This is a genomic window from Bradyrhizobium sp. USDA 241 (genome assembly GCF_049739505.1).
In the GTDB taxonomy this organism is placed as follows: domain Bacteria; phylum Pseudomonadota; class Alphaproteobacteria; order Rhizobiales; family Xanthobacteraceae; genus Bradyrhizobium; species Bradyrhizobium liaoningense.
The window spans coordinates 540,066-561,878 of sequence record NZ_JBMGPZ010000004.1 but is presented as its reverse complement, the minus strand read 5'-3'; the positions used below and the strand labels follow the sequence as shown (position 1 = coordinate 561,878).

The following is a 21,813-nucleotide window of genomic DNA, read 5'->3' as shown; positions in this document are numbered from 1 at the left end:
GAGCGCCAGGCGGTCCGGTTCCGTCCTGCGCGATGGCCCGCATGCACCAGCCGAGGTGGAGCGGTCGGCGTCCGCCTGCTAAGCGCTATCCATGGATTCGGCGCGGCGCGACAGGACGATCGGCTCTCTCTGCCTCGGCGTGACGGCGTTCGGCTGGGCGTTGAACTGGCCGCTGATGAAGCTGCTGCTCCAGCAATGGCCGCCCCTGTTCGCACGTGGCCTTGCCGGGATCTGCGCCTCGCTCATTCTCGGCGCCCTGGTGCTGAGCCGGAAGGAATCATTCGCCGTGCCGCGCGAGGCGGTCCCGCGGCTGCTGTTTGCGACCTTCACGAACGTCTTTGCCTGGATGGGTCTCGGCACGGTCGCCATGAAGTATGTGACCGTGAGCGAGGGCGCTCTGCTCGCCTATACGATGCCGATCTGGGCGATGCTGTTTGCCTGGCCGGTGCTGCATACGCGGCCGGCCGCACGGGATATTTTCGGGCTGGTCCTTGGCGTTGCCGGCGTCACGCTGCTTCTGAGCGGCAACGGCTTTGCGTTCGGCGCCGACAAGCTGCTGGGCATAGTGCTGGCGCTGCTCTGCGCCATCCTGTTCGCACTCGGCAACGTGCTCAACCGAAAGCCGCTGCCGATGCCGCCGCTGGTCGTCGTCGCCTGGCAGGTCGGTCTCGGCTGCGCCGCGATGCTGATCCTCGGCGTCTTGTTCGAGCGTCCTGATATCACCGCGATTACCCCGCTGGGGTTCGGCTGCTTCGTCTATATGACGCTGGTGCCGATGGGCATCTGCTACGTCACCTGGTTCGAGACGCTGCGCCGTCTGCCACCGACCACGGCCTCGACCGGTATGCTGATCGTTCCCGTGATCGGCGTGGTCTCCGCCGCCATCATCCTGGGCGAGCCGCTGGGCCTGCGTGAATGGACGGCGATGGCGCTCACGCTCGGCGGCGTGACGCTCGCCTTGCAGCGGGGATAAGGCGCGGAGGCTCGCCCTTACGGATCCAGCTCCGTATCCCAGTACAGATAGTCGAGCCAGCTGTCGTGCAGGTAATTCGGCGGGAAGAGACGGCCGTTGCGGTGCAGCTGGTGCACGGTGGGTGCGAACGCGTTCTGGCGCGGAAACATCTTTGCCTGGGCCGGGGTGAGATTGCCCTTGCGCAGGTTACACGGCGAGCACGCCGCGACCACGTTCTCCCAGGTGGTCTGGCCGCCTTTGCTGCGCGGGATGATGTGATCGAAAGTGAGGTCTTCGGGCGAGCCGCAATATTGGCAGGCGAAACGATCGCGCAGGAAGACGTTGAACCGGGTGAAGGCGGGGTGCGTGGTCGGCTTGACGAAGGATTTGAGCGAGACGACGCTCGGCAGCTGCATCTGCAGGGTGGGACTGTGGACCGCCTGATCGTAGTGAGCGACGATGTTGACGCGATCGAGGAACACCGCCTTGATCGCGTCCTGCCACGACCACAACGACAGTGGGTAGTAACTCAGCGGCCGGAAGTCCGCATTCAGCACCAACACCGGCCAACTGCCTTGCGAGACATGTGCGTTCAAGTAACGCTCCCGGCCTCCAATATACGCTGCGAAGCAGCATGTACTGACATACTACATGCAGCGTGACGGGATTGTGAAGCCCGTTGAGCGACTTATTCAGGCGCAAGCAATGCGGCGGCGGGGTGGCAAAAGCGCTCAAAATGCCGCGATCCGGGGGGCGCGGAACCGCCCGCCCTAACGTCGTGATCGCCCTTTCGCGACAGCTACTCCCGTACCCGCTCCAGCTTCTGCAGGCACCGCGTCATGCGCACCGCGGCCGGCATCTCCTCGTCTGGAAAGCTGGTCTCCCAGTTGGTGACGCCGACCTCGCCGACATAGATGTCGCCCTTCGAGTCCAGCGCGATGCCGTGCGGCGCCAGGAATTTGCCGCTGGCAACGCCCGGGCCCTCCTCGCCGCCCAGCCGCGCGACGCGATTTCCCTTGGCGTCCATGATCGACAGTCGCGGGCCGAGATTGGGCACCTTGCGGTTGATGGCGAGGCCGGGGCCGAGCTCGCCGATGACGAAGGTCGGGCTCTTGGCCCCGCCGCAGCAGCACAGCGCGCAGGGCCGGTGCAGATTGTTCCACTGCGCCTCATACTTGCCCTCGCCGTTGAACACCTGCACGCGATGGTTCTCGCGGTCGGCGACATAGACCCAGCCGTCGGCATCGGTGGCGATGTTGTGCACGATGTTGAACTGGCCGGGGTCGGTGCCCGGCTCGCCCCAGCTTTTGATCAGCTTGCCGTCAGGGGAATTTGTGCACGCGCGCATTGCCGTAGCCGTCGGAGACGTAGATCTCGCCCCTCGGCGACAGTGCGGTGTGGGTGCAGCGGTGGAACGGCTCGCCGCTCATGAACGGCGCCGGCTTTGCGGGGATGCCGATCGTGAGCAGCACCTTGCCGTCGGTGGTGCATTTGCGCACCGTGTGGTCGCCGTCATCGGTGCAATAGAGGTTGTCATCGGCATCGATGTGCAGGCCATGCGCACGGGAGAACAGTCCTTCGCCCCAGCTGCGCAGGAAATTGCCGTCGCGGTCCAGCACCACCATCGGATGGGCGCCGCGGTTGAAGACGTAGACGCGATCCTTGCTGTCGACTGCGACCGAGGCGACGTCGGTGAGCTGCCAGCCGTCGGGAAGTTTCGCGAAGTTTTCGACGACGCGGTAGCGGTGCTCGCCGCTGCCTAGAATGGCTGGCATTGATTTCTCCTCTTGTCGTTCCGGGGCACGCGAAGCGTGAACCCGGAATCCGTCTTACGGCCTTTCGCGGATGAATGGGTTCCGGGTTCGCGCTGACGCGCGCCCCGGAATGACGGCTGTGGCTAGGTTCGCCCCAAAAATCCCTTCCTCGACCGCCTTGATCTGGAGCGCAAGATATTTCGAGTTGATCCGGCATTGTGCGAGGCTGCCGGCGATGAACCAGAGGCCGGGCTGCTTCGTACGTGCATACATGTTGCGGAGCTCAAAGCCGTCGCCGAAGCCCCAGATCGGACCGACCCGGTCGGCGATGGCATCGCCGAACAGCTGACGCACCAGATATTCCTGCGGCTTGTAGCCGGTCGAGAGCACGATGAGGTCGGCTGCAATGGTCGAGCCGTCCTTCATCCGCGCGCCTTCGGTGACGAAGCTTTCGATGTCGGAAAACTGCCTGAGCGTGATCTTGCCCTCGACGATCAGGTTGGAGCAGCCGACATTGAAATAATAACCACCGCCGCGGGTGAGGTATTTGAACTGCCAGCCGGTGCCGGCCTCGCCGAAGTCGAGTTTGAAGCCGACGCGACGGAGGCCGTCGAGCAGTTCCTTGTCGAGCTCCCTGGATTGCTCGGTCAGCATCACATGCGTCTTCTTCGCCAGCGGCGTCGGCATCGAGGCCGCGATCAGGTCATTGTCCTCGAGCGTGCCTTCATTGTAGGTCGCGTATGCGAGCTGCGCCGACGGCTCGATATTGGTGACCAGTGTCGGCGAGCGCTGCACCAGCGTCACCTCGGCGCCGCTAGAATAGAGATCCTGCGCGATGTCGTGGCCGCTGTTGCCGGTGCCGATGACGATGGCGCGCTTGCCTGTCCAGTTCTCGCCGTCCTCGTAGCGGCTGGAATGCAGCAGCGCGCCCTTGAAATTGTCGAGGGTCGGGATATCGGGCACATTGGCGATGCCGCTGACGCCGGTCGCCATCACCACGTGACGCGGATGCATGATGCGCTTGCTGCCGTCGGAGCGGCGCAGCGTCACGGTCCAGTGGCCGCCGGCCTCGTCATAGGCGCCGCCTTCGAACTCGGTGCCGGTCCAGAAGTTCAGCTCCATGGCATCGACATAGGCTTCGAACCAGTTGGCGAGCTTGTCCTTTGGAATATAGGTCGGCCAGCTCGGCGGGAACGGCATGTAGGGCAGGTGATTGACCTGCACCTGATTGTGCAGCGTCAGCGCGTGGTAACGCCTGCGCCAGTTGTCGCCGATCCGCGCCTCGCGATCGACGATCAGCGTGTCGACCTTCAACTGCTTCAGCCGCGCCGCAATCGCGAGCCCGGCTTGGCCGCCGCCGACCACCAGCACGGCTGGATTACGGTCGGCATAGTCGCGCGAGGCGTTGCGCAGGTCGAGCCAGTTCGGCCCGCGAAAGTCGCGCGAATAGGCCTGGCCGCGGGGCCGCGAGGTGCCGAGCTGCTCCTCGAATCCCTTGAGCTCATCGAGCGCGGTCAGCAGCGTCCATGCCTTCAACCGGTCGCCGTCGGTGCTGTCAGGTACGAGCCGCAGGATACCGCTGCCGCGGCCGAGCGCGGTTTCGAAATCGAAGATGGCTTCGATGGTGTTGGTACCGGCGCGCGTCACCCAGCGCGGCGGCGCGCGGTTAGGCGCGATCGTGAAATGAGACGGCGGCGCTTTGGGCGCGAGCGCCGTCAGCTGCTGCACGATCGTATCGCTGCCTGCGATTGTTTGCAGGTTCCAGCTCAACGCCAGCACATCGCGCCAAAAACCGTCGGCGAGGAAGAGGCGGCTCAGGGTGGCGCTATCAGGCTTGCCCAGGGCGCGCTCGAATTCATCAAGCCAGGCTTGTGCGGAGACGGAAATATCCTTGGTCTTGTCCAGCATGCGCGACCTCATGGCCGTCTTCGCGGCGTTTCCTCTGGGGCCGACGCTATACGGTTTCGCGGACCGCCAAAAGCGGGCGACCCGAGCGAGGCAGGCATGCGGCCCTGCTCGGACGGAATATGCCGGGCGATGCTTCAAGCGCGGATTCGGTGGCGGCCGGCTAAGGCCCGCCCGGCCTCCGGTCGGCCCAATAGGGATCGCGCAGCTTGCGCTTGAAGATCTTTCCGGTTGCCTCGCGGGGCAGCGCATCCAGGAACTGGATCTCCTTCGGCACCTTGAAATTGGCCAGCCGCTCGCGCAGAAAAGCCTGCACCGCGGCGGCGGAGAGCCGCTCGGCCAAATCGGGCTCGATGCAGGCGCACAGCCGCTCGCCATATTCCGCGTCCGGGATGCCGAACACGGCGCAATCGCGCACGCCGGGCATGGTAATCAGCACGTTCTCGATCTCGGCCGGGTAGATGTTGACGCCGCCCGAGATCACCATGTCGCGCTTGCGGTCGCACAGGAACAGGTAGCCGTCCTCGTCGAGATAGCCGACGTCGCCGACGCTGACGAGACCGTCGCGCCCCGCCTCGGCGCGCGCCTGCGCCTTGCCGTGATAGTCGAAATCGGGCACCGCCGTCTGGCGCATGTAGATCTCGCCGATCTCATTGGCGCCGCAGAGGCTGCCGTCCTCGCGGAAGATCTTGACGATGCCGCCTTCGATGGCGCGGCCGACCGTGCCGGGTTTCTTCAGGGCCTCCTCGGCCGAGTGCCACACCGGGATGCCGGTCTCGGTCGAGCCGAAATATTCGTTGATGACCGGTCCCCACCACTCGATCATGGCCCGCTTCACCTCGGGCGGGCAGGGCGCCGCGCCGTGCACAACGAAGCGCAGCGACGACCGGTCGTATCGTTGCCTGACTGTTTCGGGCAGGCGCAACAGGCGCACGAACATGGTCGGCACCATGTGGATATGGGTCACGCGGTGGCGCTCGATCAGCGCCAGCAGCTCCTCGGCGGCGAACCGCGGCTGGAGCACGATGGTGCAGCCGTTGCGGAACGCCATCATGCCGTAGGAATGCGGGGCCGAATGATACATCGGACCGTTGATCAGCACGATTTGGTCCTCGCGCGGCTTGATGCCGTAGGTAATCGCGCCGACGCGTTCGGAGGCGGCGGCCTGCTCGGGCTGCATCGGCATGCGCCGGACGCCCTTCGGCATGCCCGTGGTCCCCGAGGTGTAGATCATCGCCGCGGCACGGCGCGGCGGCGCCTGCGTTTCCGCATGGCCGTCGCGCCAACGGTCCCAATCAGCCAGTCCGGCCGGGACGGCCGTCAGCTCCGGGGAAATGGCGAAGGTCGCCGCGAGCTCGGGCGGCGTCGCGACCACGAGCAGGCGGACATCCTCCGGAATGCCGCCGTGGATCTGCGGCAGCAGGTCGGCGTGGCAGACCAGGATCTTCGCGCCGCTGTCGGACAGGATGTAGCGGACCTCCTCGGCCTTGAGATGCCAGTTGATCGGCACCACCGGGCTGCCCAGCGCGGCCGAGGCCGCAACCACCTCGAACAAGGCGAAATCGTTGCGTAGCATCATGGCGACGGGTGCGCCCTCGGCAAGCCCGAGGGCGCGAAGGCCGCTTGCCGCGCGTCTGATGCGCGCCTGGATCTCGGCATAGCCGATCTGGCGTTCGCCGCTGATGATCATGATCTGTCCTGTTCCGTTCTGGTCAGCGATCGTCCAGCACGTCGCCGAAGCCGACCCAGCTCTTGCCGTTGAAGCGCCGGAGCTGAAGCTGCTGGAACGGCAGATAGTCGTCTGGCCCGGTCGAGACGGTGATGCCCGGCAGCAGCAGCGGCAGCTTCACCTCCTTCAGCGAGGCCGCCTGGCGCATGATGTTCTCGCGGCTGAAATCACCCTTGCACGCCTTCAGCACGGTCATCAGCAGCGTCGCGTAGTGGTAGCCGGCCCCGTAGTTGGAGTTGGAGAGGTCTGCGTTCGGCATGTATTGCTTCATGAAGGCGAAGTATTCCTTCACGCCGGGATCGCTGGCCCATTGCGGGTCCATCGTGTCCTTCTGATTGCTCGACGAGATCAGGCCGACGGCGTTGTCGAGCCCCGCCGGCTCCAGGAACGAGATCGACGAGGCCGAGGTCGGCACGAAGAACAGCTCAGGCTTCCAGCCGATCTCGGCGACGCCCTTGATCATCTGCGAGGTGAACTTTCCGAGCACGGCGCCGAACAGCACGTCCGCGCCCGATGACTTCAGGGTCGAGAGCTGCGAGCTGATCGTCGGTGCGCTGGTCTCGTAGGTCTGCTCGGCGATGATCATGCTGGCGGCCTTGTCGCCGAGCGCGCGCTTGAAGCCGGCGACATAGTCGCGGCCGAAATCGTCGTTCTGGGACAGGATGGCGATCTTGGCGCCGGGCTTGGTTCGCAGCACATGCTTGGCATAGACCACGCCCTCGGATTCGTAGGCGGCCATGCCGGGCATGGTCCATGGATATTTCTGCGGATCGACCCATTTCGTCGCACCGGAGAGCACGAAGAGCTGGGGCACCTTCTTGCCGTTGAGGTAGCGCTGCACGGCGCTGTTGGTGGCGGTGCCGAGCGAGCCGAACATCATCAGCACCTCGTCCTGCTCCACCAGCTTGCGGGTCTGCTCGACCGTCTTCGGCGGCGAGTAGGCATCGTCCAGCGTGATGAACTTGACCTTGCGGCCGTTGATGCCGCCATCGGCATTGATCTTCTCGAAGAAGGCTTCCTGCGTCCGCCCGATCGCGCCGAAGCCGGATGCCGGCCCGCTGTAGGGCAGGGTCTGTCCGATACGGATCTCGTCGCTGCCATGGGCGCTCCCGCTGGCCAGCGCCAGCAGGGACAGGCCGATCAGTGCGGCTGCCAGCTTCATTGCATCCTCCCTTTTTTGCCAGTCCGAGACGTCAGGCGCTCGCGCGCATCAGGAAATCCTGCCGGGCCTGATCGAATTCACCCTTCATCCGATCGACGAGCCCCGCGACGGGAGGGACATCGGTGATCTGGCCGATGCCTTGGCCCGATCCCCAGATGTCGCGCCACGCTTTCGATTTCATGTTGCCGCCGGAGCCGAAGTTCATCTTCGATTTGTCGGCGGCCGGCAGATTGTCCGGGTCCAATCCGGCGGCGGCGATGGAGGGGCCGAGATAGTTGCCGTGCACGCCGGTGAACAGGTTGGTGTAGACGATGTCGTGCGCGGCGTGCTGCGTCAGCGCGGACTTGTAGGCTGCGTCGGCATTGGCTTCCTGCGTCGCGATGAAGCGCGTGCCCATATAGGCGAGGTCGGCGCCCAGCGTCAGCGCGGAGGCGATGCCGAAGCCGTCGCTGATCGCGCCCGACAGCAGGATCGCGCCGTCGAACCATTGCTTGACCTCGCGTACCAGCGCGAACGGCGACAGCGTGCCGGCATGTCCGCCCGCACCGGCGCAGACCAGGATCAGCCCGTCGACGCCTTGCTCGGCGGCCTTGCGGGCGTGCTTGACGTTGATGACGTCGTGGAACACCAGCCCGCCATAGGAGTGCGCGGCCTCGACGATCTCCGCCGGCGGCCGCAGCGAGGTGATGATGATGGGCGCCTTGTGCTTTACGCAGGTCTCCATGTCTTTCATCAGCCGGTCGTTGGAGGCATGGTAGATCTGGTTGACGGCGTAGGGCGCAACCTTCTTGCCGGGATTGCGCGATCTGTATTCGCCGAGTTCGTCCTCGATGCGGCTCAGCCACGTGTCCAGCTTCTCGACCGGGCGGGCATTGAGCGCGGGAAACGAGCCGACAACGCCTGCCTTGCACTGGGCGATCACCAGTTCCGGTCCGGAAACGATGAAGAGGGGCGAGCCGACCACGGGCAGCTCGAGCGAATCCTTCAAGAGAGTGGGCAGCGCCATCATGTCCTCCTGAAACGCGGCCCCGCCGGCGGGCGGATGACGAGGCGTTTCCCTGTTGATTGTCGCACGGGCGGACTGCCGCCCGCGTTTGCGGATTTGATCCCACTATAAGGTTGGACGGCGCGCTCCGGCCGTTCAATAATGAACGGATCATCATTCAGTTATGAACAGGGCGTCCGATGGACTGGGACCTTTGCAAGACCTTTGTCGCGGTGGCCGATACCGGCAGCTTCACCGCCGCCGCCCGCAGGCTGCACACCAGCCATCCCACCGTCAGCCGCAAGATCGCGGCGCTGGAAGCCCAGCTCGGCACCCGACTGGTGGCGCGCGCCGCCGACGGCCTGGCGCTGACCGCGGATGGAAGGACGTTGCGTGAGCACGCCGAGGCAATGGCGGCCGCGGCGCTACGGGCCGAGACCGCGGTCGCGGCTGGTGGGCACAAGGCGCGCGGCATCGTCAAGCTGTCGATCGGCGCGACGCTGGCCTCGCATTGGCTGATGCCGCGACTGCCCGTCTTCCTGCGTGCACACGATCATATCCAGCTCGAGATCATCACCCATCCGTTTCCGGCAAGCGTCCGCCGTCGCGAGGCCGACGTTGTGCTGCGGCCCTTCGACAGCGGCGAGGAGAACCTGGTCGGCCGCAAGATCGGCCGTCTCGGCACGGGATTCTATGCTTCGCGCGATTATGCCGCCGGGCGGTCCTTGCCCGAACGGCGTGGCGAGTGGAAGGAGCACAGCGTCATCGGCTTCGCCGACCAGACGTCCAATGCGCAACTCGCGCGCTGGAGCGACGTCGTCACGCGGCAGGCGAGGGTGGTGATGCGCTGCTCGTCCCAGGGGGACATGCTGGCGGCGGTCCGCGCCGGGATCGGAATCTCCGCGCTCTCGTGCTTCGTCGCCGAAGCCTATTCCGATCTCGTTCGCGTCGCCCCGCAGAAGCTCGCCAGCGTCGCGGATCTATGGCTGCTGGCCCATCCCGACCTCGTCGAGCTTCCGGCGGTGCGCGCCGTGGTAGATCTCGTCGCCGAATGCGCCCGGGCCGACCGCGCGAGGCTGCGCGGTTAAAACAGAATCGCTGTAGGTCGAATCGATGACTGCGGCGGCTCGTTCACCTCTTCCGCTTGCGGGAGAGGTCGGCGCGTTCCGGGTGATGCGAAGCATCGTCCGACGCGCCGGGTGAGGGCTTTCTCCTCTTAGGGATTGTCGCATTGCGGAAGCACCCTCGCCCCAACCCTCTCCGCAAGCGGGAGAGGGAGTGTACCTGCGTTGTGGCAATCAAACCCAATCTCATCGCACTTTAGCCCGATCCCGCGAGCACGCCCTCGCGCTTCTTCACTGCGCGATAATAGCTCCACCACAGATGCGCGGCCGCGCCGCGCAGCGGGCGCCAGGGCTCGGCGAGCGGCGCCATCTGCTTCTCGGTCGGCCGCGCCTTCAGACCGAGTCCGATGCGGATGCCCTCCTGCACGGCGAGGTCGCCGGCCGGCCAGGCATCGCCGTGGCCGAGGCAGAACAGCAGGTAGACGTCGGCGGTCCAGGGACCGATGCCGGGCAGCGCGATCAACGTGTGATGGGCGGCATCGGCATCTTCCTCCGCGAGCACGTCGAGGTTCAGCCGCTCGGCGGCGATTTCGCGTGCCAGATGCTTCAGCGTCTTGATCTTCGCGGCGGAAAGGCCGAGCCGCCCCAGCCGGTCGGTGCGGGCGCGGCGCACTGTGTCATGGTCGAACGGATCGAACGCGGCCGACAGCCGCCCCCAGATCGCCGCGGCACTCGCGGTCGAGAGCTGCTGTCCGCAGACGATGTGCGCAAGGCCGGTAAAGCCCGGCTCGCGCCGCCGCAGCGCCGGCATGCCCGCGATCTCGAGCACGGGCTTGAGGCGCGGATCGCGCTTGATCAGCGCGTGGACGGCCTCTTCGAGATCGGACTGGGTTTCGAGGTGGATGGTCATGATGGTCCGACAAGCTCTCCGACGTCATGGCCGGGCGTGTCCCGGCCATCCACGTCTTTCTAACCGCGACGTATTGTCTAGCACGAGCGGTGGTCGTGGTGTTTGTCCGGCACCTTGACATGATCGGCAGGCGGCACCGAAGAACGTGGATGACCGGGGCGAGCCCGGCCATGACGAGATATGTCGCATGATGCCACCCGTTTTCCGATTTGCCCCCAGCCCCAACGGCCTGCTGCATCTCGGCCACGCCTATTCCGCGCTGCTCAACTTCGATCGTGCGCGGGAGACCGGCGGGCGGCTGTTGCTGCGGATCGAGGACATCGATGCGACGCGCTGCCGGCCGGAATATGAGACGGCGATCTACGAGGATCTCGCCTGGCTCGGAATTGCCTGGGAAACGCCAGTGCGCCGGCAGTCCGAGCATCTCGGTGATTATCGTGCCGCGCTGGAAAGGCTCTCTGCGCTCGGTCTCGTCTATCCCGCCTTCGAAAGCCGCGCCGAGATCGCAAGGCTCGTCGCCGCGCGCGAGGTGGACGGGCCGTGGCCGCGCGATCCCGACGGTGCGCCGCTTTATCCCGGCGACGCCAAATCATTGTCGGCTGACGAACGGTCGCATTTGATCGCATCAGGCGCGCCTTATGCGCTGCGGCTCGACATGCAGGCCGCCTGCCGCCGTGCCGCCCGCCTGAGCTGGAATGAGCGCGGCGAGGGACCGGACGGCGAGCGCGGCATCGTTCCAGTGCGGCCGGAGGCGTGGGGCGACGTGATCCTGGCCCGCAAGGAGACGCCGACCAGCTACCATCTGTCGGTGGTCGTCGACGACGCGCTCCAGGGCGTCAGCGAGATCGTGCGGGGCCAGGACCTGTTTTACGCCACCTCGGTGCACCGCCTGCTCCAGGTCCTGCTCGGCCTGCCCGAGCCCGCCTATCGCCATCACCGGCTGATTCGCGATGAGGCGTGCCGGAAGCTGTCGAAATCGAGCCGGTCGACCGGCCTGCGCGCCTTGCGCGCGGCCGGCATCACGCCGGCCGGCGTCCGCCAGCTGGTGGGATTAGGTTAAGTTTCTCTGGGGGTTAGCAAAACGTCGCCGTGACTCCGGGTGTTCCTCCGTGCCATGCTTGGTCCGCGCGGGGTTCGAAGAGAGTACTTCGAAGGGGATTCATGGCGGCGAAAACGCGTCCAGTGCGCACCACGCGGACGTCCAGGCGGCTGCCTCGGAAGCGGTCCGGGACGGCCGGAAAGGTGCGCAAGCGCAGCACCAAGGTGGTCGCGCCCGACGTGGTCCAGGCGGCGCTGGCCGCCTTTGCCCATGAGGTCCGCACCCCCCTGACCGGCATTCTGGCGATCAGCGATCTGCTCGCGACTTCCGATCTCGGTGAACGGGAGCGGCGGTGGGCAGATACCATCAAGGCCGGTGCTGAGCATCTGGCGAGCCTTGCCACGCTGTTCGTGGATGCCGCCAGAACCGGCAAGGGAACGGGGAAGGGCGGCAGTACGCTGCGGCAGGACCTGTTCGATCTACGGACGCTCGCCCGCAGCGCCGGCGATTCGCTGGCCGGCCGCGCCGCGGCCAAAGGTCTCCAGGCCGAGGTCGAGATCTCCGACAAGCTGCCTGGACTCGTGGTCGGTGATCCCGTCCGCCTGCGCGCGGCGCTCGAGAACCTGATCGACAATGCCGTGAAGTTCACAGACCAGGGCGGCGTGGCGCTCGCAGTCAAGCCGTGGCGTCCCGCCAAAGCCAAAGCAAAGGGCAAGGGCAGGGTCGGTGTCTTCTTTGCGGTGTCCGACAGCGGCATCGGCCTGACCATGGCGGAGATCAAGCGGCTGTTCCGCCCGTTCACCCAGGCCAATGTCACCATCGCCTCGCGCTTCGGCGGCGCCGGCTTGGGGCTCTCTTCGGTCAAGCAATTGGCGCGTGCGATGGGCGGCGATATCACGGTCGCTCCGCGCCACGGTGGTGGCGCCACCTTCACGTTGACGGTGTCGCTGGACGCCACGGGATCGGGCAAGAGCAGCAAGGCGAAGGGCGGCGGCGAGCCCGAGGCGGTCGCGGGCCTTCGCGTGCTCAGCGTCGAGGACAATCCGTTCGGCCGCGTCGTGCTCAACACGATCCTGACCGAGCTCGGCCATCAAGCCGAGTTCATCGGACGCGGCGAGGACGCGGTCGGACGGCTGGAGCAGGGCGCGTTCGACGCGGTGCTGATGGACATGGTGCTGCCGGGCATCGACGGTATCGAGGCCATCAGGCGGATCCGCGCGCTGTCGACGCCGCTGGCTCGGATCCCGATCATCGGCGTGTCCGGTCGCGGCGAGGACGAGGCAGCTTCGCGCGCGGCCGGCGCCGACGCCTTCCTGGTCAAGCCTGTGTCTCCGCGGGCTTTAGCGACTGCGCTGCTTGAAGCGACACGCCATGAGGAAGCCGCGACTTGATGATCGCGGCGTTGAGCTCACCGCCGTAAACGAAGATCGCGGCAATGAAATACAGGAACACCAGCGCGATGATCACCGAGGCGAGCCCCGCATACATGGTCACGTAGTTGTTGGCGAAGCGCGCCAGATACTGTCCGAAGACGACGCCGGAGACCAGCGACGCCATCACCGTGAAGATGATGCCCGGCATGATCTGGAGGAAGCTGCGCCGTCCCGCCGGCAGCCAGGCGTGCAGGATGAACAGCGCAACCACGAGCGCGCCGATGGTGATGCCATAGCGCAGCCAGGTGAGGATGCTTTCGTTCGATTCGACGAACAGCGGAATGTGGCGTCGCGCGGCCTCGATGATCAGCGGACCGAGCACGATCAGGAACGCCATGGCGAGCGCAGTGAAAGCTGCGATCAGCGTATAGGCAATCGATTCCAGCCGCAGCCAATACCAGCTTCGCATCTCCACCACCGCATAGGCGCGGTTGAGCGCGACCCGCAGCGCCTCGACGCCGTTGGAGGCGAAATAGACCGACAGCGCCGCGCCGATGGTGAGAATGCCGGTGCGGGTCGTGGTCATCACGTCATGCACCTCGCCCGAGATCGAATCGGCGACCTGCTTGGGCCAGATCTGGAGCATCAGGCTGGCGGCTTGGTCGGCGAGTTCCTTGGAGCCGAAGACGCCGGCGAGCGAGGTCAGCACGATCAGGAACGGGAACAGCGCCATCAGCGTCGACAGTGCGATGTGGCTTGCGATCGCCCAGCCGTCATCGGCAAGGAAGGTGTAGAACGCGTCCATCACGACGACGTAGATGTAGCGGATCGCTTTCACGGCTTGTCCTGTACTGCTCCCTCCTCCCGCTTGCGGGGGGAGGGGAAGACGGTCGGCGAGGGACACAAATCGGAAATCATTTAGGCAGCTTCTGACATTATTGGCTCAAAAGCCAGATCGCGAAGCGCCCCGCCGTCATTCCGGGGCGCGCGAAGCGCGAGCCCGGAATCCATCCAGCCGCAGCGCAAGTGGCGCGATGGATTCCGGGCTCGACGCGCCGGCTTCGCTTCGCTCGGTCCCGCCGCATCGCCCCGGAATGGAGACACTGGGGAGATGGCGGACCGTCGCACACGGTGTTATCTACGTCCGATGGCATCTCTCTTGAGTACTTTCATCCTGCCGGCGGCCGCCGGCGCCGTGGCATTGGTGCTGCTGCTCGGGCTCATCAACATGATGCGCGGCGGCTCGCCCAATACCTCGCAGAAGCTGATGCGCTGGCGCGTGCTGCTTCAGTTCGTGGCGATCATCATCGCGATGCTCGCGGTCTGGGCGATGGGGCGCTAAATGGTCACGTTGAACCGTATCTACACCAAGACCGGTGACGACGGCACGACGGCGCTCGGAACCGGCGAGCGGCGTCCGAAATACGATCTTCGCATCGAAGCCTACGGCACCGTCGACGAGACCAACGCCGCGATCGGCGTCGTCCGGCTCTACACGCAAGACCTGCCCGAACTCGATGCGATGCTCGGCCGCATCCAGAATGATCTGTTCGATCTCGGCGCCGATCTCGCCGTGCCCGAACGGGAGGGTAAGGCTGAGCGGCTGCGGGTGGTGACCAGCCAGGTCGAGCGGCTCGAGCGCGATATCGACACGCTGAACGACAAGCTCGCGCCGCTGACCTCCTTCGTGCTTCCCGGCGGCACGCCGGCCGCAGCCCATCTGCATGTGGCGCGCACGATATGCCGCAGGGTGGAACGCGCGATCGTGGAACTGGCGGCCCGGCCCGGCGAGCCGGTCAGCGCGGCTGGCATCCAATATATGAATCGCCTGTCCGACTTCCTGTTCGTGGCGAGCCGGATGGCTAACGGCAATGGCGCCGGCGACGTGCTCTGGGTTCCCGGCCAGAACCGCTGACCCATCGCGCTCCCGCATTTCAGGAGGCCAAAATTAGACCCGTTCGCGCGTTGACCGGGGCAGATCAGGCCTTTAGGTTCCGCGCCAGTTGATAACCCCCCTCCCAGATTGAGTGAAAGAGGATCGATGAAGGTCTTAGTGCCGGTAAAGCGGGTGGTCGATTACAACGTCAAGGTCCGCGTCAAGGGCGATGGATCGGGCGTTGAACTCGCCAACGTCAAGATGTCCATGAACCCGTTCGACGAAATCGCGGTCGAGGAAGCGCTGCGCCTGAAGGAAGGCGGCAAGGCCACCGAGGTCGTGGTGGTCTCCATTGGACCTGCGCAGGCATCGGAGACGATCCGCACTGGTCTCGCCATGGGCGCCGACCGCGGCATCCTGGTGAAGGCTGAAGGCGCCGTCGAGCCGCTCGCCGTCGCCAAGATCCTGAAGAAGGTTGCCGACGAAGAGCAGCCGGGCCTGATCATTCTCGGCAAGCAGGCGATCGACGACGACTCGAACCAGACCGGCCAGATGCTGGCCGCGCTGCTCGGCTGGTCGCAGGCGACCTTCGCTTCGAAGCTCGAGGTCGAAGGGTCCGACTTCAAGGTCACGCGCGAAGTCGACGGCGGCCTCCAGACCGTCAAGCTGAAGGGACCGGCGATCGTCACCACCGATCTCCGCCTCAACGAGCCGCGCTATGCCTCGCTGCCCAACATCATGAAGGCCAAGAAGAAGCCGATCGCGGAGAAGACCGTCGCCGATTACGGCGTCGACGTCGCCGCGCGTCTCGAGGTTCTCAAGACGACGGAGCCGGCGGGCCGCAAGGCAGGCGTCAAGGTCAAGGACGTCGCCGAGCTGGTGTCGAAACTCAAGAACGAAGCCGGGGTGCTCTGATGACGACGCTTCTGATTGCCGAACACGACAATGCGTCGCTCAAGGATGCGACCAACAAGGCCCTGACCGCGGCCACCGCGCTCGGTGCGGATGTCGAGGTGCTGGTCGCCGGCCAGAACGCCAAGGGCGCGGCGGATGCCGCCGCCAAGCTCGCCGGCGTCAAGAAGGTGCTGCTCGCCGATGGCGACCTCTACGCGCACGATCTCGCCGAGCCGCTGGCTGCGCTGATCGTCTCGCTGGCTTCCGGCTATGACGCGATCGTCGCACCGGCGACCTCGCGCTTCAAGAACGTGATGCCCCGCGTCGCCGCTCTGCTCGACGTGATGCAGGTCTCCGAGATCATCAAGGTGGTCGCGCCCGATACCTTCGAGCGCCCGATCTATGCCGGCAACGCCATCCAGACGGTGAAGTCGAAGGACGCCAAGAAGGTCATTACGGTGCGGACCTCGACCTTCGCCGCGGCAGGCGAGGGTGGTAGCGCTGCGGTGGAGAACGTGGCGGCGGCCGCCGATCCGGGCTTGTCGTCGTTCATCGGCGAGGAGGTTGCCAAGAGCGATCGTCCCGAGCTGACCTCGGCCAAGATCATCGTCTCCGGTGGTCGTGCCATGCAGAGCCGCGAGAACTTCGCCAAATACATCGAGCCGCTCGCCGACAAGCTCGGCGCCGGCGTCGGTGCCTCGCGCGCGGCGGTCGATGCGGGCTATGCGCCGAACGACTGGCAGGTCGGGCAGACCGGCAAGGTCGTGGCGCCTGAGCTCTATGTCGCGGTCGGCATTTCCGGCGCCATCCAGCATCTGGCCGGCATGAAGGACTCCAAGGTGATCGTTGCGATCAACAAGGACGAGGACGCACCGATCTTCCAGGTTGCCGATTACGGCCTGGTCGCCGATCTCTACCAGGCGGTTCCGGAGCTGACGGCCGAACTCGGCAAGCTCGGCAAGTAAAAGGCATCGAAAACACCGGCCGGAGGTATACACTCCGGCCGGTGTTGCATTTCTGGGGCGTTTTCTTTGGCGTGGGCGCGCCTTCGAAGCGATCCAATCTAGGTTTCGAGCCAAGGTTCTGATTAAATCGGACCTCCCGGCTCAAGGGGATAGGCAGGGTGCGCTCGTCGCGCGCCGTTCCGGTGGATGACATGATGGCGGCAGTGATCAAGAAGGTCGGCGTGATCGGCGCGGGTCAGATGGGCAATGGCATCGCGCATGTCGCGGCGCTGGCCGGCTTCGACGTGGTGCTCAACGACGTTTCGCCCGACCGTCTCAAGTCGGGCATGGCCACCATCAACGGCAATCTGGCGCGCCAGGTCTCCAAGAAGGCCGTCTCCGAGGACGACAAGGTCAAGGCGATGGCGCGCATCACGCTCGCCGAAAAACTGGACGATCTCGCCGATTGCGACCTCGTCATCGAGACCGCGGTCGAGAAGGAAGAGGTCAAGCGCAAGATCTTCCACGAGCTCTGCGCGGTGTTGAAGCCGGAGGCGATCGTCGCCTCCGATACGTCCTCGATCTCGATCACGCGGCTTGCCGCCGCCACCGACCGCCCGGAGCGATTCATCGGCATTCACTTCATGAATCCGGTGCCGCTGATGGAGCTGGTCGAGCTGATCCGCGGCATCGCAACCGACGACTCCACCTTCGAGACCGCCAAGGAATTCGTCGGCAAGCTCGGCAAGCAGGTCGCGGTCTCCGAGGATTTCCCGGCCTTCATCGTCAACCGCATCCTGCTGCCGATGATCAACGAGGCGATCTACACGCTGTATGAAGGCGTCGGCAACGTCGAGGCGATCGACGCCGCGATGAAGCTCGGGGCTCACCATCCCATGGGCCCGCTCGAACTCGCCGATTTCATCGGCCTCGATACCTGCCTCTCCATCATGCAGGTGCTGCACGAGGGGCTGGCGGACTCCAAGTACCGCCCGTGCCCGCTGCTGGTGAAATACGTCGAGGCCGGCTGGCTCGGCCGCAAGACCCAGCGCGGCTTCTACGACTACCGCGGTGCCAAGCCGGTTCCGACGCGCTGATCCGCTTCGTGTCAATTCATGTCGCGTTAACCTCTCGCGCCTCGGTTACGGCCGGTAAGAGGGTTCGCGTAATGGACATGATGGCGATGGTCAGCACCATGCTGGCCGCTCAGCAAGGCGCGCTGCAATCGAATATCGCGGCGACGCTGACGAAGCAGAACATGGACATGGAGAAGTCGACCGTCCTGACGCTGATGGGCGCTGGCCAACCCTCGCTGGCCAACGTCGGCCCCGGCGTCGGCGGCAATCTCAACGTCACCGCCTGAATTCCTAAAGCGATGCGGCGGCCTTGCCCGTCGCGGCGCGGAGCAGCTTGAGCGCGTCCTCGCTCGCCCATTCCGCCGGCCCCGCGATCGTCGCGATCTCGCAGCCCTGCGGGTCGACCAGCACCGAGGTCGGCATGCCGAGTGCCCGGCCTATGGCCTTAAGGTCCTGGAACACCTTGGCTTTCGGATCGCTGAAATAGCCGAGCCGGGTCAGGTTGGCCTCTTTCAGGAAGCTCTTGGGCTTGTCCGGGTCGCGGGTGTCGATATTGATCGCCACCACCTCGAAATTCGGGCCCGCGAGCTTGCCCTGGAGCTCGTCCAGCGCCGGCATCTCTTTCCGGCAGGGCACGCACCAGGTAGCCCAGAGGTTCACCAGCAATGTCTTGCCACGGAAGTCGGACAGCTTTTTCGGCCTGCCGTCGGCGTCCTCGAAGGCGAGGTCGGGCAGCTTCAAGGGGGCGCTCGCCATGGTCAGTGCCGCCACCTCGCCATGGGCGAGCGGGGCAATCTTCTGTGCCGTTGCCACCGCCGTCCGGCAGGCCGGATCGCCGCCAGGCGACCGGCTCAGGCCGAGCCCGTACAGCGCGGCGAAGCCGGCCAGCCCTCCGATCGCCACGGTGGCGATGACGAGGGGGATGCGGCGCGTGGCGGAGGGCTTCTTGTCGAGCATAACGTTTGTCATCCGGTCGCAGATATGGCTATCAGGGGCCTCTTAATACGGTTGGCCGAGGCCAGCAAACGTGGCTAGCGACAGGCAAGGCGTGAGCAGGGGATCATGAGCAACAAGATGTGGGGCGGCCGGTTCTCGGAACGTCCCGACGAGATCATGGAAGAGATCAACGTCTCCATCGACGTCGATCGTCACCTCTTCGCCCAGGACATTGCCGCGTCCAAGGCCCACGCTGCCATGCTGGCCACGCAGGGCATCATTACGGCCTCTGATGCGAAAAATATCGGCAAGGGTCTAGACACGATTTTGTCAGAGATCGGCAAGGGCGGCTTCGCGTTCAAGCGCGCGCTCGAGGACATCCATATGAATGTCGAGAGCCGCCTGTCGGAGTTGATCGGCCCCGCCGCCGGCCGCCTGCATACCGCGCGTTCGCGCAACGACCAGGTCGCGACAGATTTCCGCCTGTTCGTCCGCGACGTCATCGACGAGACCGATGCCGCGCTCGCGGCGTTCCAGCAGGCGCTGGTCGAGCGTGCCCTGGAGCATGCCGGCACCGTGATGCCCGGCTTCACGCATCTGCAGACCGCGCAGCCCGTCACCTTCGGCCACCACTTGCTTGCCTATGTCGAGATGGCCGCGCGCGACCGCGGCCGTTTCCAGGATGCGCGCAAGCGGCTGAACGAATCACCGCTCGGCGCGGCCGCGCTCGCCGGGACCTCGTTCCCGATCGACCGCCACGCCACCGCCAAGGCGCTTGCCTTCGACCGCCCCATGGCGAACTCGCTCGACGCGGTCTCCGATCGCGACTTCGTGCTGGAGACGCTGTCGGCGGCCTCGATCTGCGCCGTGCACATGTCGCGCTTTGCCGAGGAGATCGTGATCTGGACCTCGCCGCTGGTCGGCCTAATCCGCCTCAGCGACAAGTTCACCACCGGCTCCTCGATCATGCCGCAGAAGCGCAACCCGGACGCCGCCGAGCTCGTGCGCGCCAAGACCGGCCGCGTCATCGGCGCGCTCAACGGCCTCCTGATCGTCATGAAGGGCCTGCCGCTCGCCTATCAAAAGGACATGCAGGAGGACAAGCAGGGTGCCATGGAGGGCTTCGCCGCGCTGTCGCTGGCGATCCGCGCCATGACCGGCATGGTCCGCGACCTTGTGCCGGATGAAGCCAAGATGAAAGCGGCGGCGGGCGAGGGGTACGCCACCGCGACCGACCTCGCCGACTGGCTGGTGCGGACGCTGAAAATGGCCGTTCCGCGAGGCCCATCACGTCACCGGCCGCATCGTCGCCAGGGCCGCCGAGGGGAGCGTCGCGCTGCACGAGCTGTCGCTGAGCGATATGCAGGCGATCGAGCCCAAAATCACCAAGGACGTGTTCGGCGTGCTCTCGGTCGAATCGTCGGTGAAGAGCCGCACCAGTTTCGGCGGCACCGCGCCGAAGAACGTCGCGTCCCAGGCCAAGGCCTGGGCGAAGCGGCTGGAAAAAGAGCGAAAATTGGGCTGAGGGCAAAATTTCGCTTATGTTTCATGGTCATCCGGCTCTCGCCAGAGCGCGCCAATCTCTGTATGGTGCGCCGCGTAGTGGGGATTTCGTCGTGACGTCAAAGTTTCGCCCGGCCGGCTCGGGGTGGGCCATCATTGTCTTGAGCCTGACGGCGCTCGCGCTTGCCGGCTGCGGCCGAAAGGGCCCGCTGGATCTGCCGCCGACCGCCTCCAACGCGCCTGCAGCCACCGGCGCCGCGCCCGTCGATACCGAGACCGCGGCCCAGAAGACGCCGAGTCTGTTCGACCCTACCTCCAGCGCGGATGCCGCGCCCGCGGCGGCCAGGGGCCGGAAGAAACCGTTTATTCTCGACCCGCTCCTGGACGAACCTCCCGGCAGGAAAAAAGCCGGGACAAGCGAGCCTGCGCCATGAACCATTTCGACTATCGCAACGGCGTACTGCACGCCGAGGCGGTGAACCTGTCCGAGCTGGCCGCCACCGTCGGCACGCCGTTCTATTGCTATTCGACCGCGACGCTGGAGCGGCACTACCGCGTCTTCGCCGATGCCTTCGCCGGCGAGAAGGCTCTGGTCTGCTACGCCATGAAGGCGAACTCCAACCAGTCGGTGCTGCGCACGCTGGCCAAGCTCGGCGCCGGCGCCGACGTCGTCTCCGGCGGTGAATTGAAGCGCGCGCTGGCCGCCGGTTTCCCGGCCAGCAAGATCGTATTCTCCGGCGTCGGCAAGACGGAAGAGGAGCTGCGCGCCGCGCTTGCCGCCGACATCCTCTGCCTCAACGTGGAATCCGAGCCCGAGCTCGAATTGTTGTCGCGCCTTGCGACCGCGATGGGCAAGACCGCGCGGATCTCGCTCCGTGTCAATCCGGACGTCGATGCCGGCACGCATGCCAAGATTTCGACCGGCAAGTCCGAGAACAAGTTCGGCATCCCGATCGCGCATGCGCGCGAGGTCTATGCGCGCGCCGCCAGGCTGCCCGGTATCGAAGTGACCGGCACCGATGTGCATATCGGCAGCCAGATCACAGACCTCTCCAACATGGAGACCGCGTTCCGCATCCTCGCCGAATTCGTGCAGACGCTGCGCGCCGACGGCCACAACATCAGCCACGTCGATTTCGGCGGCGGTCTCGGCATCCCATATTACATGGACCGTGAGGCGCCGCCGGCGCCCGACGCCTATGCCGCCATGGTCAGGCGCGTCAGCCACAATCTCGGCTGCACGCTGATGTTCGAGCCCGGCCGCATGATCGTCGGCAATGCCGGCATCCTGGTTGCCAAGGTCATCTATGTGAAGCACGGCGACGGCAAGAACTTCGTGATCATCGACGCCGCGATGAACGATCTGATCCGCCCGACGCTGTACGAGGCTTATCACGACATTCTGCCGGTGACGCAGCCGGAAAAGGGCGCGGCCACCATCATGGCCGACGTCGTCGGCCCGGTCTGCGAGACCGGCGACTATCTCGCGCTGGACCGCACGCTGCCGGCGCCGAAGCCGGGCGATCTCCTCGCCATCATGACCGCGGGCGCCTATGGCGCCGTGCAGGCCGGCACCTACAACACGCGCCCGCTGGTGCCCGAGGTGCTGGTGAAGGGCGATCAATACGCCGTGGTGCGCCCGCGCATCGAGGTCGAGCAGCTCATCGCGATGGACAAGCCCGCGCCGTGGCTGTGAGTTGACGACGTCGAC

At 65.6% G+C, this 21,813-nt stretch carries 20 protein-coding genes and 2 pseudogenes; 13 read left to right on the top strand and 9 right to left on the bottom strand.

Annotated elements, in window-relative coordinates:
* Positions 1-91: 91 nt before the first annotated feature.
* Complete coding sequence (locus ABIF91_RS12385; RefSeq protein WP_028178501.1) at positions 92-973, top strand: DMT family transporter; 882 nt, start codon at positions 92-94, stop codon at positions 971-973.
* A 17-nt stretch (positions 974-990) separates the two neighbouring features.
* Here ABIF91_RS12385 and ABIF91_RS12380 read toward each other — a convergent pair whose 3' ends face one another.
* The 6 genes and pseudogenes from ABIF91_RS12380 to ABIF91_RS12355 form a co-directional block, all read right to left on the bottom strand.
* The gene (locus tag ABIF91_RS12380; RefSeq protein ID WP_028134115.1) at positions 991-1,548 is read right to left on the bottom strand and encodes an HNH endonuclease; all 558 of its coding nucleotides are present in this window, start codon (positions 1,546-1,548) and stop codon (positions 991-993) included.
* A 203-nt stretch (positions 1,549-1,751) separates the two neighbouring features.
* Positions 1,752-2,727: pseudogene (locus ABIF91_RS12375) on the bottom strand (peptidyl-alpha-hydroxyglycine alpha-amidating lyase family protein).
* 54 nt (positions 2,728-2,781) lie between these two features.
* Positions 2,782-4,614 carry a flavin-containing monooxygenase gene (locus ABIF91_RS12370; protein ID WP_424579363.1) on the bottom strand — a complete coding sequence of 611 codons (1,833 nt, stop codon included), beginning with the start codon at positions 4,612-4,614 and terminating at the stop codon, positions 2,782-2,784.
* A gap of 160 nt (positions 4,615-4,774) precedes the next feature.
* The gene (locus tag ABIF91_RS12365) at positions 4,775-6,301 is read right to left on the bottom strand and encodes an acyl-CoA synthetase (RefSeq protein WP_424579177.1); all 1,527 of its coding nucleotides are present in this window, start codon (positions 6,299-6,301) and stop codon (positions 4,775-4,777) included.
* Positions 6,302-6,323: 22 nt separating this feature from the next.
* Positions 6,324-7,502, bottom strand: coding sequence for an ABC transporter substrate-binding protein (locus ABIF91_RS12360; protein ID WP_424579176.1), 1,179 nt, complete (start codon positions 7,500-7,502; stop codon positions 6,324-6,326).
* A 31-nt stretch (positions 7,503-7,533) separates the two neighbouring features.
* Positions 7,534-8,508: an NAD(P)H-dependent flavin oxidoreductase gene (locus tag ABIF91_RS12355; RefSeq protein WP_424579362.1), complete on the bottom strand. Its 975-nt coding sequence runs from the start codon at positions 8,506-8,508 to the stop codon at positions 7,534-7,536.
* Between the two features lie 179 nt (positions 8,509-8,687).
* Between ABIF91_RS12355 and ABIF91_RS12350 the strand changes: the two genes are divergently transcribed.
* Positions 8,688-9,575: a LysR family transcriptional regulator gene (locus ABIF91_RS12350; protein ID WP_424579175.1), complete on the top strand. Its 888-nt coding sequence runs from the start codon at positions 8,688-8,690 to the stop codon at positions 9,573-9,575.
* Between the two features lie 232 nt (positions 9,576-9,807).
* Here the strand turns inward: ABIF91_RS12350 and ABIF91_RS12345 are convergent, their stop codons facing one another.
* Positions 9,808-10,461 (bottom strand): DNA-3-methyladenine glycosylase family protein, encoded by a 654-nt coding sequence (locus ABIF91_RS12345; RefSeq protein WP_028178508.1) that lies wholly within the window; start codon positions 10,459-10,461, stop codon positions 9,808-9,810.
* 190 nt (positions 10,462-10,651) lie between these two features.
* Here ABIF91_RS12345 and gluQRS point away from each other — a divergent pair, with 190 nt between their 5' ends.
* Together gluQRS and ABIF91_RS12335 are read left to right on the top strand one after the other, a co-directional pair.
* Positions 10,652-11,521, top strand: a complete 870-nt coding sequence (gluQRS, locus tag ABIF91_RS12340) for a tRNA glutamyl-Q(34) synthetase GluQRS (RefSeq protein WP_028178509.1) — start codon at positions 10,652-10,654, stop codon at positions 11,519-11,521.
* A 101-nt stretch (positions 11,522-11,622) separates the two neighbouring features.
* On the top strand, positions 11,623-12,891 hold the full coding sequence (locus ABIF91_RS12335) for an ATP-binding protein (protein ID WP_028178510.1): 1,269 nt from the start codon (positions 11,623-11,625) through the stop codon (positions 12,889-12,891).
* Here the strand turns inward: ABIF91_RS12335 and ABIF91_RS12330 are convergent.
* Positions 12,818-13,711, bottom strand: a complete 894-nt coding sequence (locus ABIF91_RS12330) for a YihY/virulence factor BrkB family protein (RefSeq protein ID WP_028178511.1) — start codon at positions 13,709-13,711, stop codon at positions 12,818-12,820. The genes ABIF91_RS12335 and ABIF91_RS12330 overlap by 74 nt on opposite strands.
* A 309-nt stretch (positions 13,712-14,020) precedes the next feature.
* Here ABIF91_RS12330 and ABIF91_RS12325 point away from each other — a divergent pair, with 309 nt between their 5' ends.
* From ABIF91_RS12325 to ABIF91_RS12300, 6 genes are all read left to right on the top strand, one after another.
* The gene (locus tag ABIF91_RS12325; protein WP_028178512.1) at positions 14,021-14,215 is read left to right on the top strand and encodes a twin transmembrane helix small protein; all 195 of its coding nucleotides are present in this window, start codon (positions 14,021-14,023) and stop codon (positions 14,213-14,215) included.
* The gene (locus ABIF91_RS12320; protein ID WP_028178513.1) at positions 14,216-14,788 is read left to right on the top strand and encodes a cob(I)yrinic acid a,c-diamide adenosyltransferase; all 573 of its coding nucleotides are present in this window, start codon (positions 14,216-14,218) and stop codon (positions 14,786-14,788) included.
* A gap of 126 nt (positions 14,789-14,914) precedes the next feature.
* Complete coding sequence (locus ABIF91_RS12315) at positions 14,915-15,664, top strand: electron transfer flavoprotein subunit beta/FixA family protein (protein WP_028178514.1); 750 nt, start codon at positions 14,915-14,917, stop codon at positions 15,662-15,664.
* Positions 15,664-16,608, top strand: a complete 945-nt coding sequence (locus ABIF91_RS12310) for an electron transfer flavoprotein subunit alpha/FixB family protein (RefSeq protein WP_028178515.1) — start codon at positions 15,664-15,666, stop codon at positions 16,606-16,608. The genes ABIF91_RS12315 and ABIF91_RS12310 overlap by 1 nt, the downstream gene beginning before the upstream one ends.
* A 194-nt stretch (positions 16,609-16,802) precedes the next feature.
* Positions 16,803-17,684 (top strand): 3-hydroxybutyryl-CoA dehydrogenase, encoded by an 882-nt coding sequence (locus tag ABIF91_RS12305; RefSeq protein ID WP_028178516.1) that lies wholly within the window; start codon positions 16,803-16,805, stop codon positions 17,682-17,684.
* 71 nt (positions 17,685-17,755) lie between these two features.
* Positions 17,756-17,950, top strand: coding sequence for a hypothetical protein (locus ABIF91_RS12300; protein WP_028182113.1), 195 nt, complete (start codon positions 17,756-17,758; stop codon positions 17,948-17,950).
* Between the two features lie 4 nt (positions 17,951-17,954).
* Here ABIF91_RS12300 and tlpA read toward each other — a convergent pair whose 3' ends face one another.
* Positions 17,955-18,620 (bottom strand): thiol:disulfide interchange protein TlpA, encoded by a 666-nt coding sequence (gene tlpA, locus ABIF91_RS12295; RefSeq protein ID WP_028182114.1) that lies wholly within the window; start codon positions 18,618-18,620, stop codon positions 17,955-17,957.
* A 105-nt stretch (positions 18,621-18,725) separates the two neighbouring features.
* Here tlpA and argH point away from each other — a divergent pair.
* The 3 genes and pseudogenes from argH (at position 18,726) to lysA (ending at position 21,798) form a co-directional block, all read left to right on the top strand.
* A pseudogene (gene argH, locus ABIF91_RS12290) lies at positions 18,726-20,124 on the top strand (argininosuccinate lyase).
* Positions 20,125-20,215: 91 nt separating this feature from the next.
* Positions 20,216-20,536, top strand: coding sequence for an LPS translocon maturation chaperone LptM (gene lptM / locus ABIF91_RS12285; RefSeq protein ID WP_424579174.1), 321 nt, complete (start codon positions 20,216-20,218; stop codon positions 20,534-20,536).
* Positions 20,533-21,798 carry a diaminopimelate decarboxylase gene (lysA, locus tag ABIF91_RS12280; protein ID WP_028182117.1) on the top strand — a complete coding sequence of 422 codons (1,266 nt, stop codon included), beginning with the start codon at positions 20,533-20,535 and terminating at the stop codon, positions 21,796-21,798. Before lptM ends, lysA begins: the two co-directional genes overlap by 4 nt.
* The last annotated feature ends 15 nt before the right edge of the window (positions 21,799-21,813 follow it).

Bases quoted from the DNA above. Each gene is read 5' to 3' on its own strand.
- lysA (WP_028182117.1), top strand. From the start codon at position 20,533: ATGAACCATTTCGACTATCGCAACGGCGTACTGCACGCCGAGGCGGTG.
- ABIF91_RS12325 (WP_028178512.1), top strand. From the start codon at position 14,021: ATGGCATCTCTCTTGAGTACTTTCATCCTGCCGGCGGCCGCCGGCGCC.
- ABIF91_RS12300 (WP_028182113.1), top strand. From the start codon at position 17,756: ATGGACATGATGGCGATGGTCAGCACCATGCTGGCCGCTCAGCAAGGC.
- ABIF91_RS12310 (WP_028178515.1), top strand. From the start codon at position 15,664: ATGACGACGCTTCTGATTGCCGAACACGACAATGCGTCGCTCAAGGAT.
- ABIF91_RS12370 (WP_424579363.1), bottom strand. From the start codon at position 4,614: ATGCTGGACAAGACCAAGGATATTTCCGTCTCCGCACAAGCCTGGCTT.
- ABIF91_RS12320 (WP_028178513.1), top strand. From the start codon at position 14,216: ATGGTCACGTTGAACCGTATCTACACCAAGACCGGTGACGACGGCACG.
- ABIF91_RS12345 (WP_028178508.1), bottom strand. From the start codon at position 10,461: ATGACCATCCACCTCGAAACCCAGTCCGATCTCGAAGAGGCCGTCCAC.
- ABIF91_RS12305 (WP_028178516.1), top strand. From the start codon at position 16,803: ATGGCGGCAGTGATCAAGAAGGTCGGCGTGATCGGCGCGGGTCAGATG.
- ABIF91_RS12385 (WP_028178501.1), top strand. From the start codon at position 92: ATGGATTCGGCGCGGCGCGACAGGACGATCGGCTCTCTCTGCCTCGGC.
- ABIF91_RS12315 (WP_028178514.1), top strand. From the start codon at position 14,915: ATGAAGGTCTTAGTGCCGGTAAAGCGGGTGGTCGATTACAACGTCAAG.
- ABIF91_RS12355 (WP_424579362.1), bottom strand. From the start codon at position 8,508: ATGGCGCTGCCCACTCTCTTGAAGGATTCGCTCGAGCTGCCCGTGGTC.
- gluQRS (WP_028178509.1), top strand. From the start codon at position 10,652: ATGCCACCCGTTTTCCGATTTGCCCCCAGCCCCAACGGCCTGCTGCAT.
- tlpA (WP_028182114.1), bottom strand. From the start codon at position 18,620: ATGCTCGACAAGAAGCCCTCCGCCACGCGCCGCATCCCCCTCGTCATC.
- ABIF91_RS12365 (WP_424579177.1), bottom strand. From the start codon at position 6,301: ATGATCATCAGCGGCGAACGCCAGATCGGCTATGCCGAGATCCAGGCG.
- ABIF91_RS12360 (WP_424579176.1), bottom strand. From the start codon at position 7,502: ATGAAGCTGGCAGCCGCACTGATCGGCCTGTCCCTGCTGGCGCTGGCC.
- ABIF91_RS12350 (WP_424579175.1), top strand. From the start codon at position 8,688: ATGGACTGGGACCTTTGCAAGACCTTTGTCGCGGTGGCCGATACCGGC.
- ABIF91_RS12335 (WP_028178510.1), top strand. From the start codon at position 11,623: ATGGCGGCGAAAACGCGTCCAGTGCGCACCACGCGGACGTCCAGGCGG.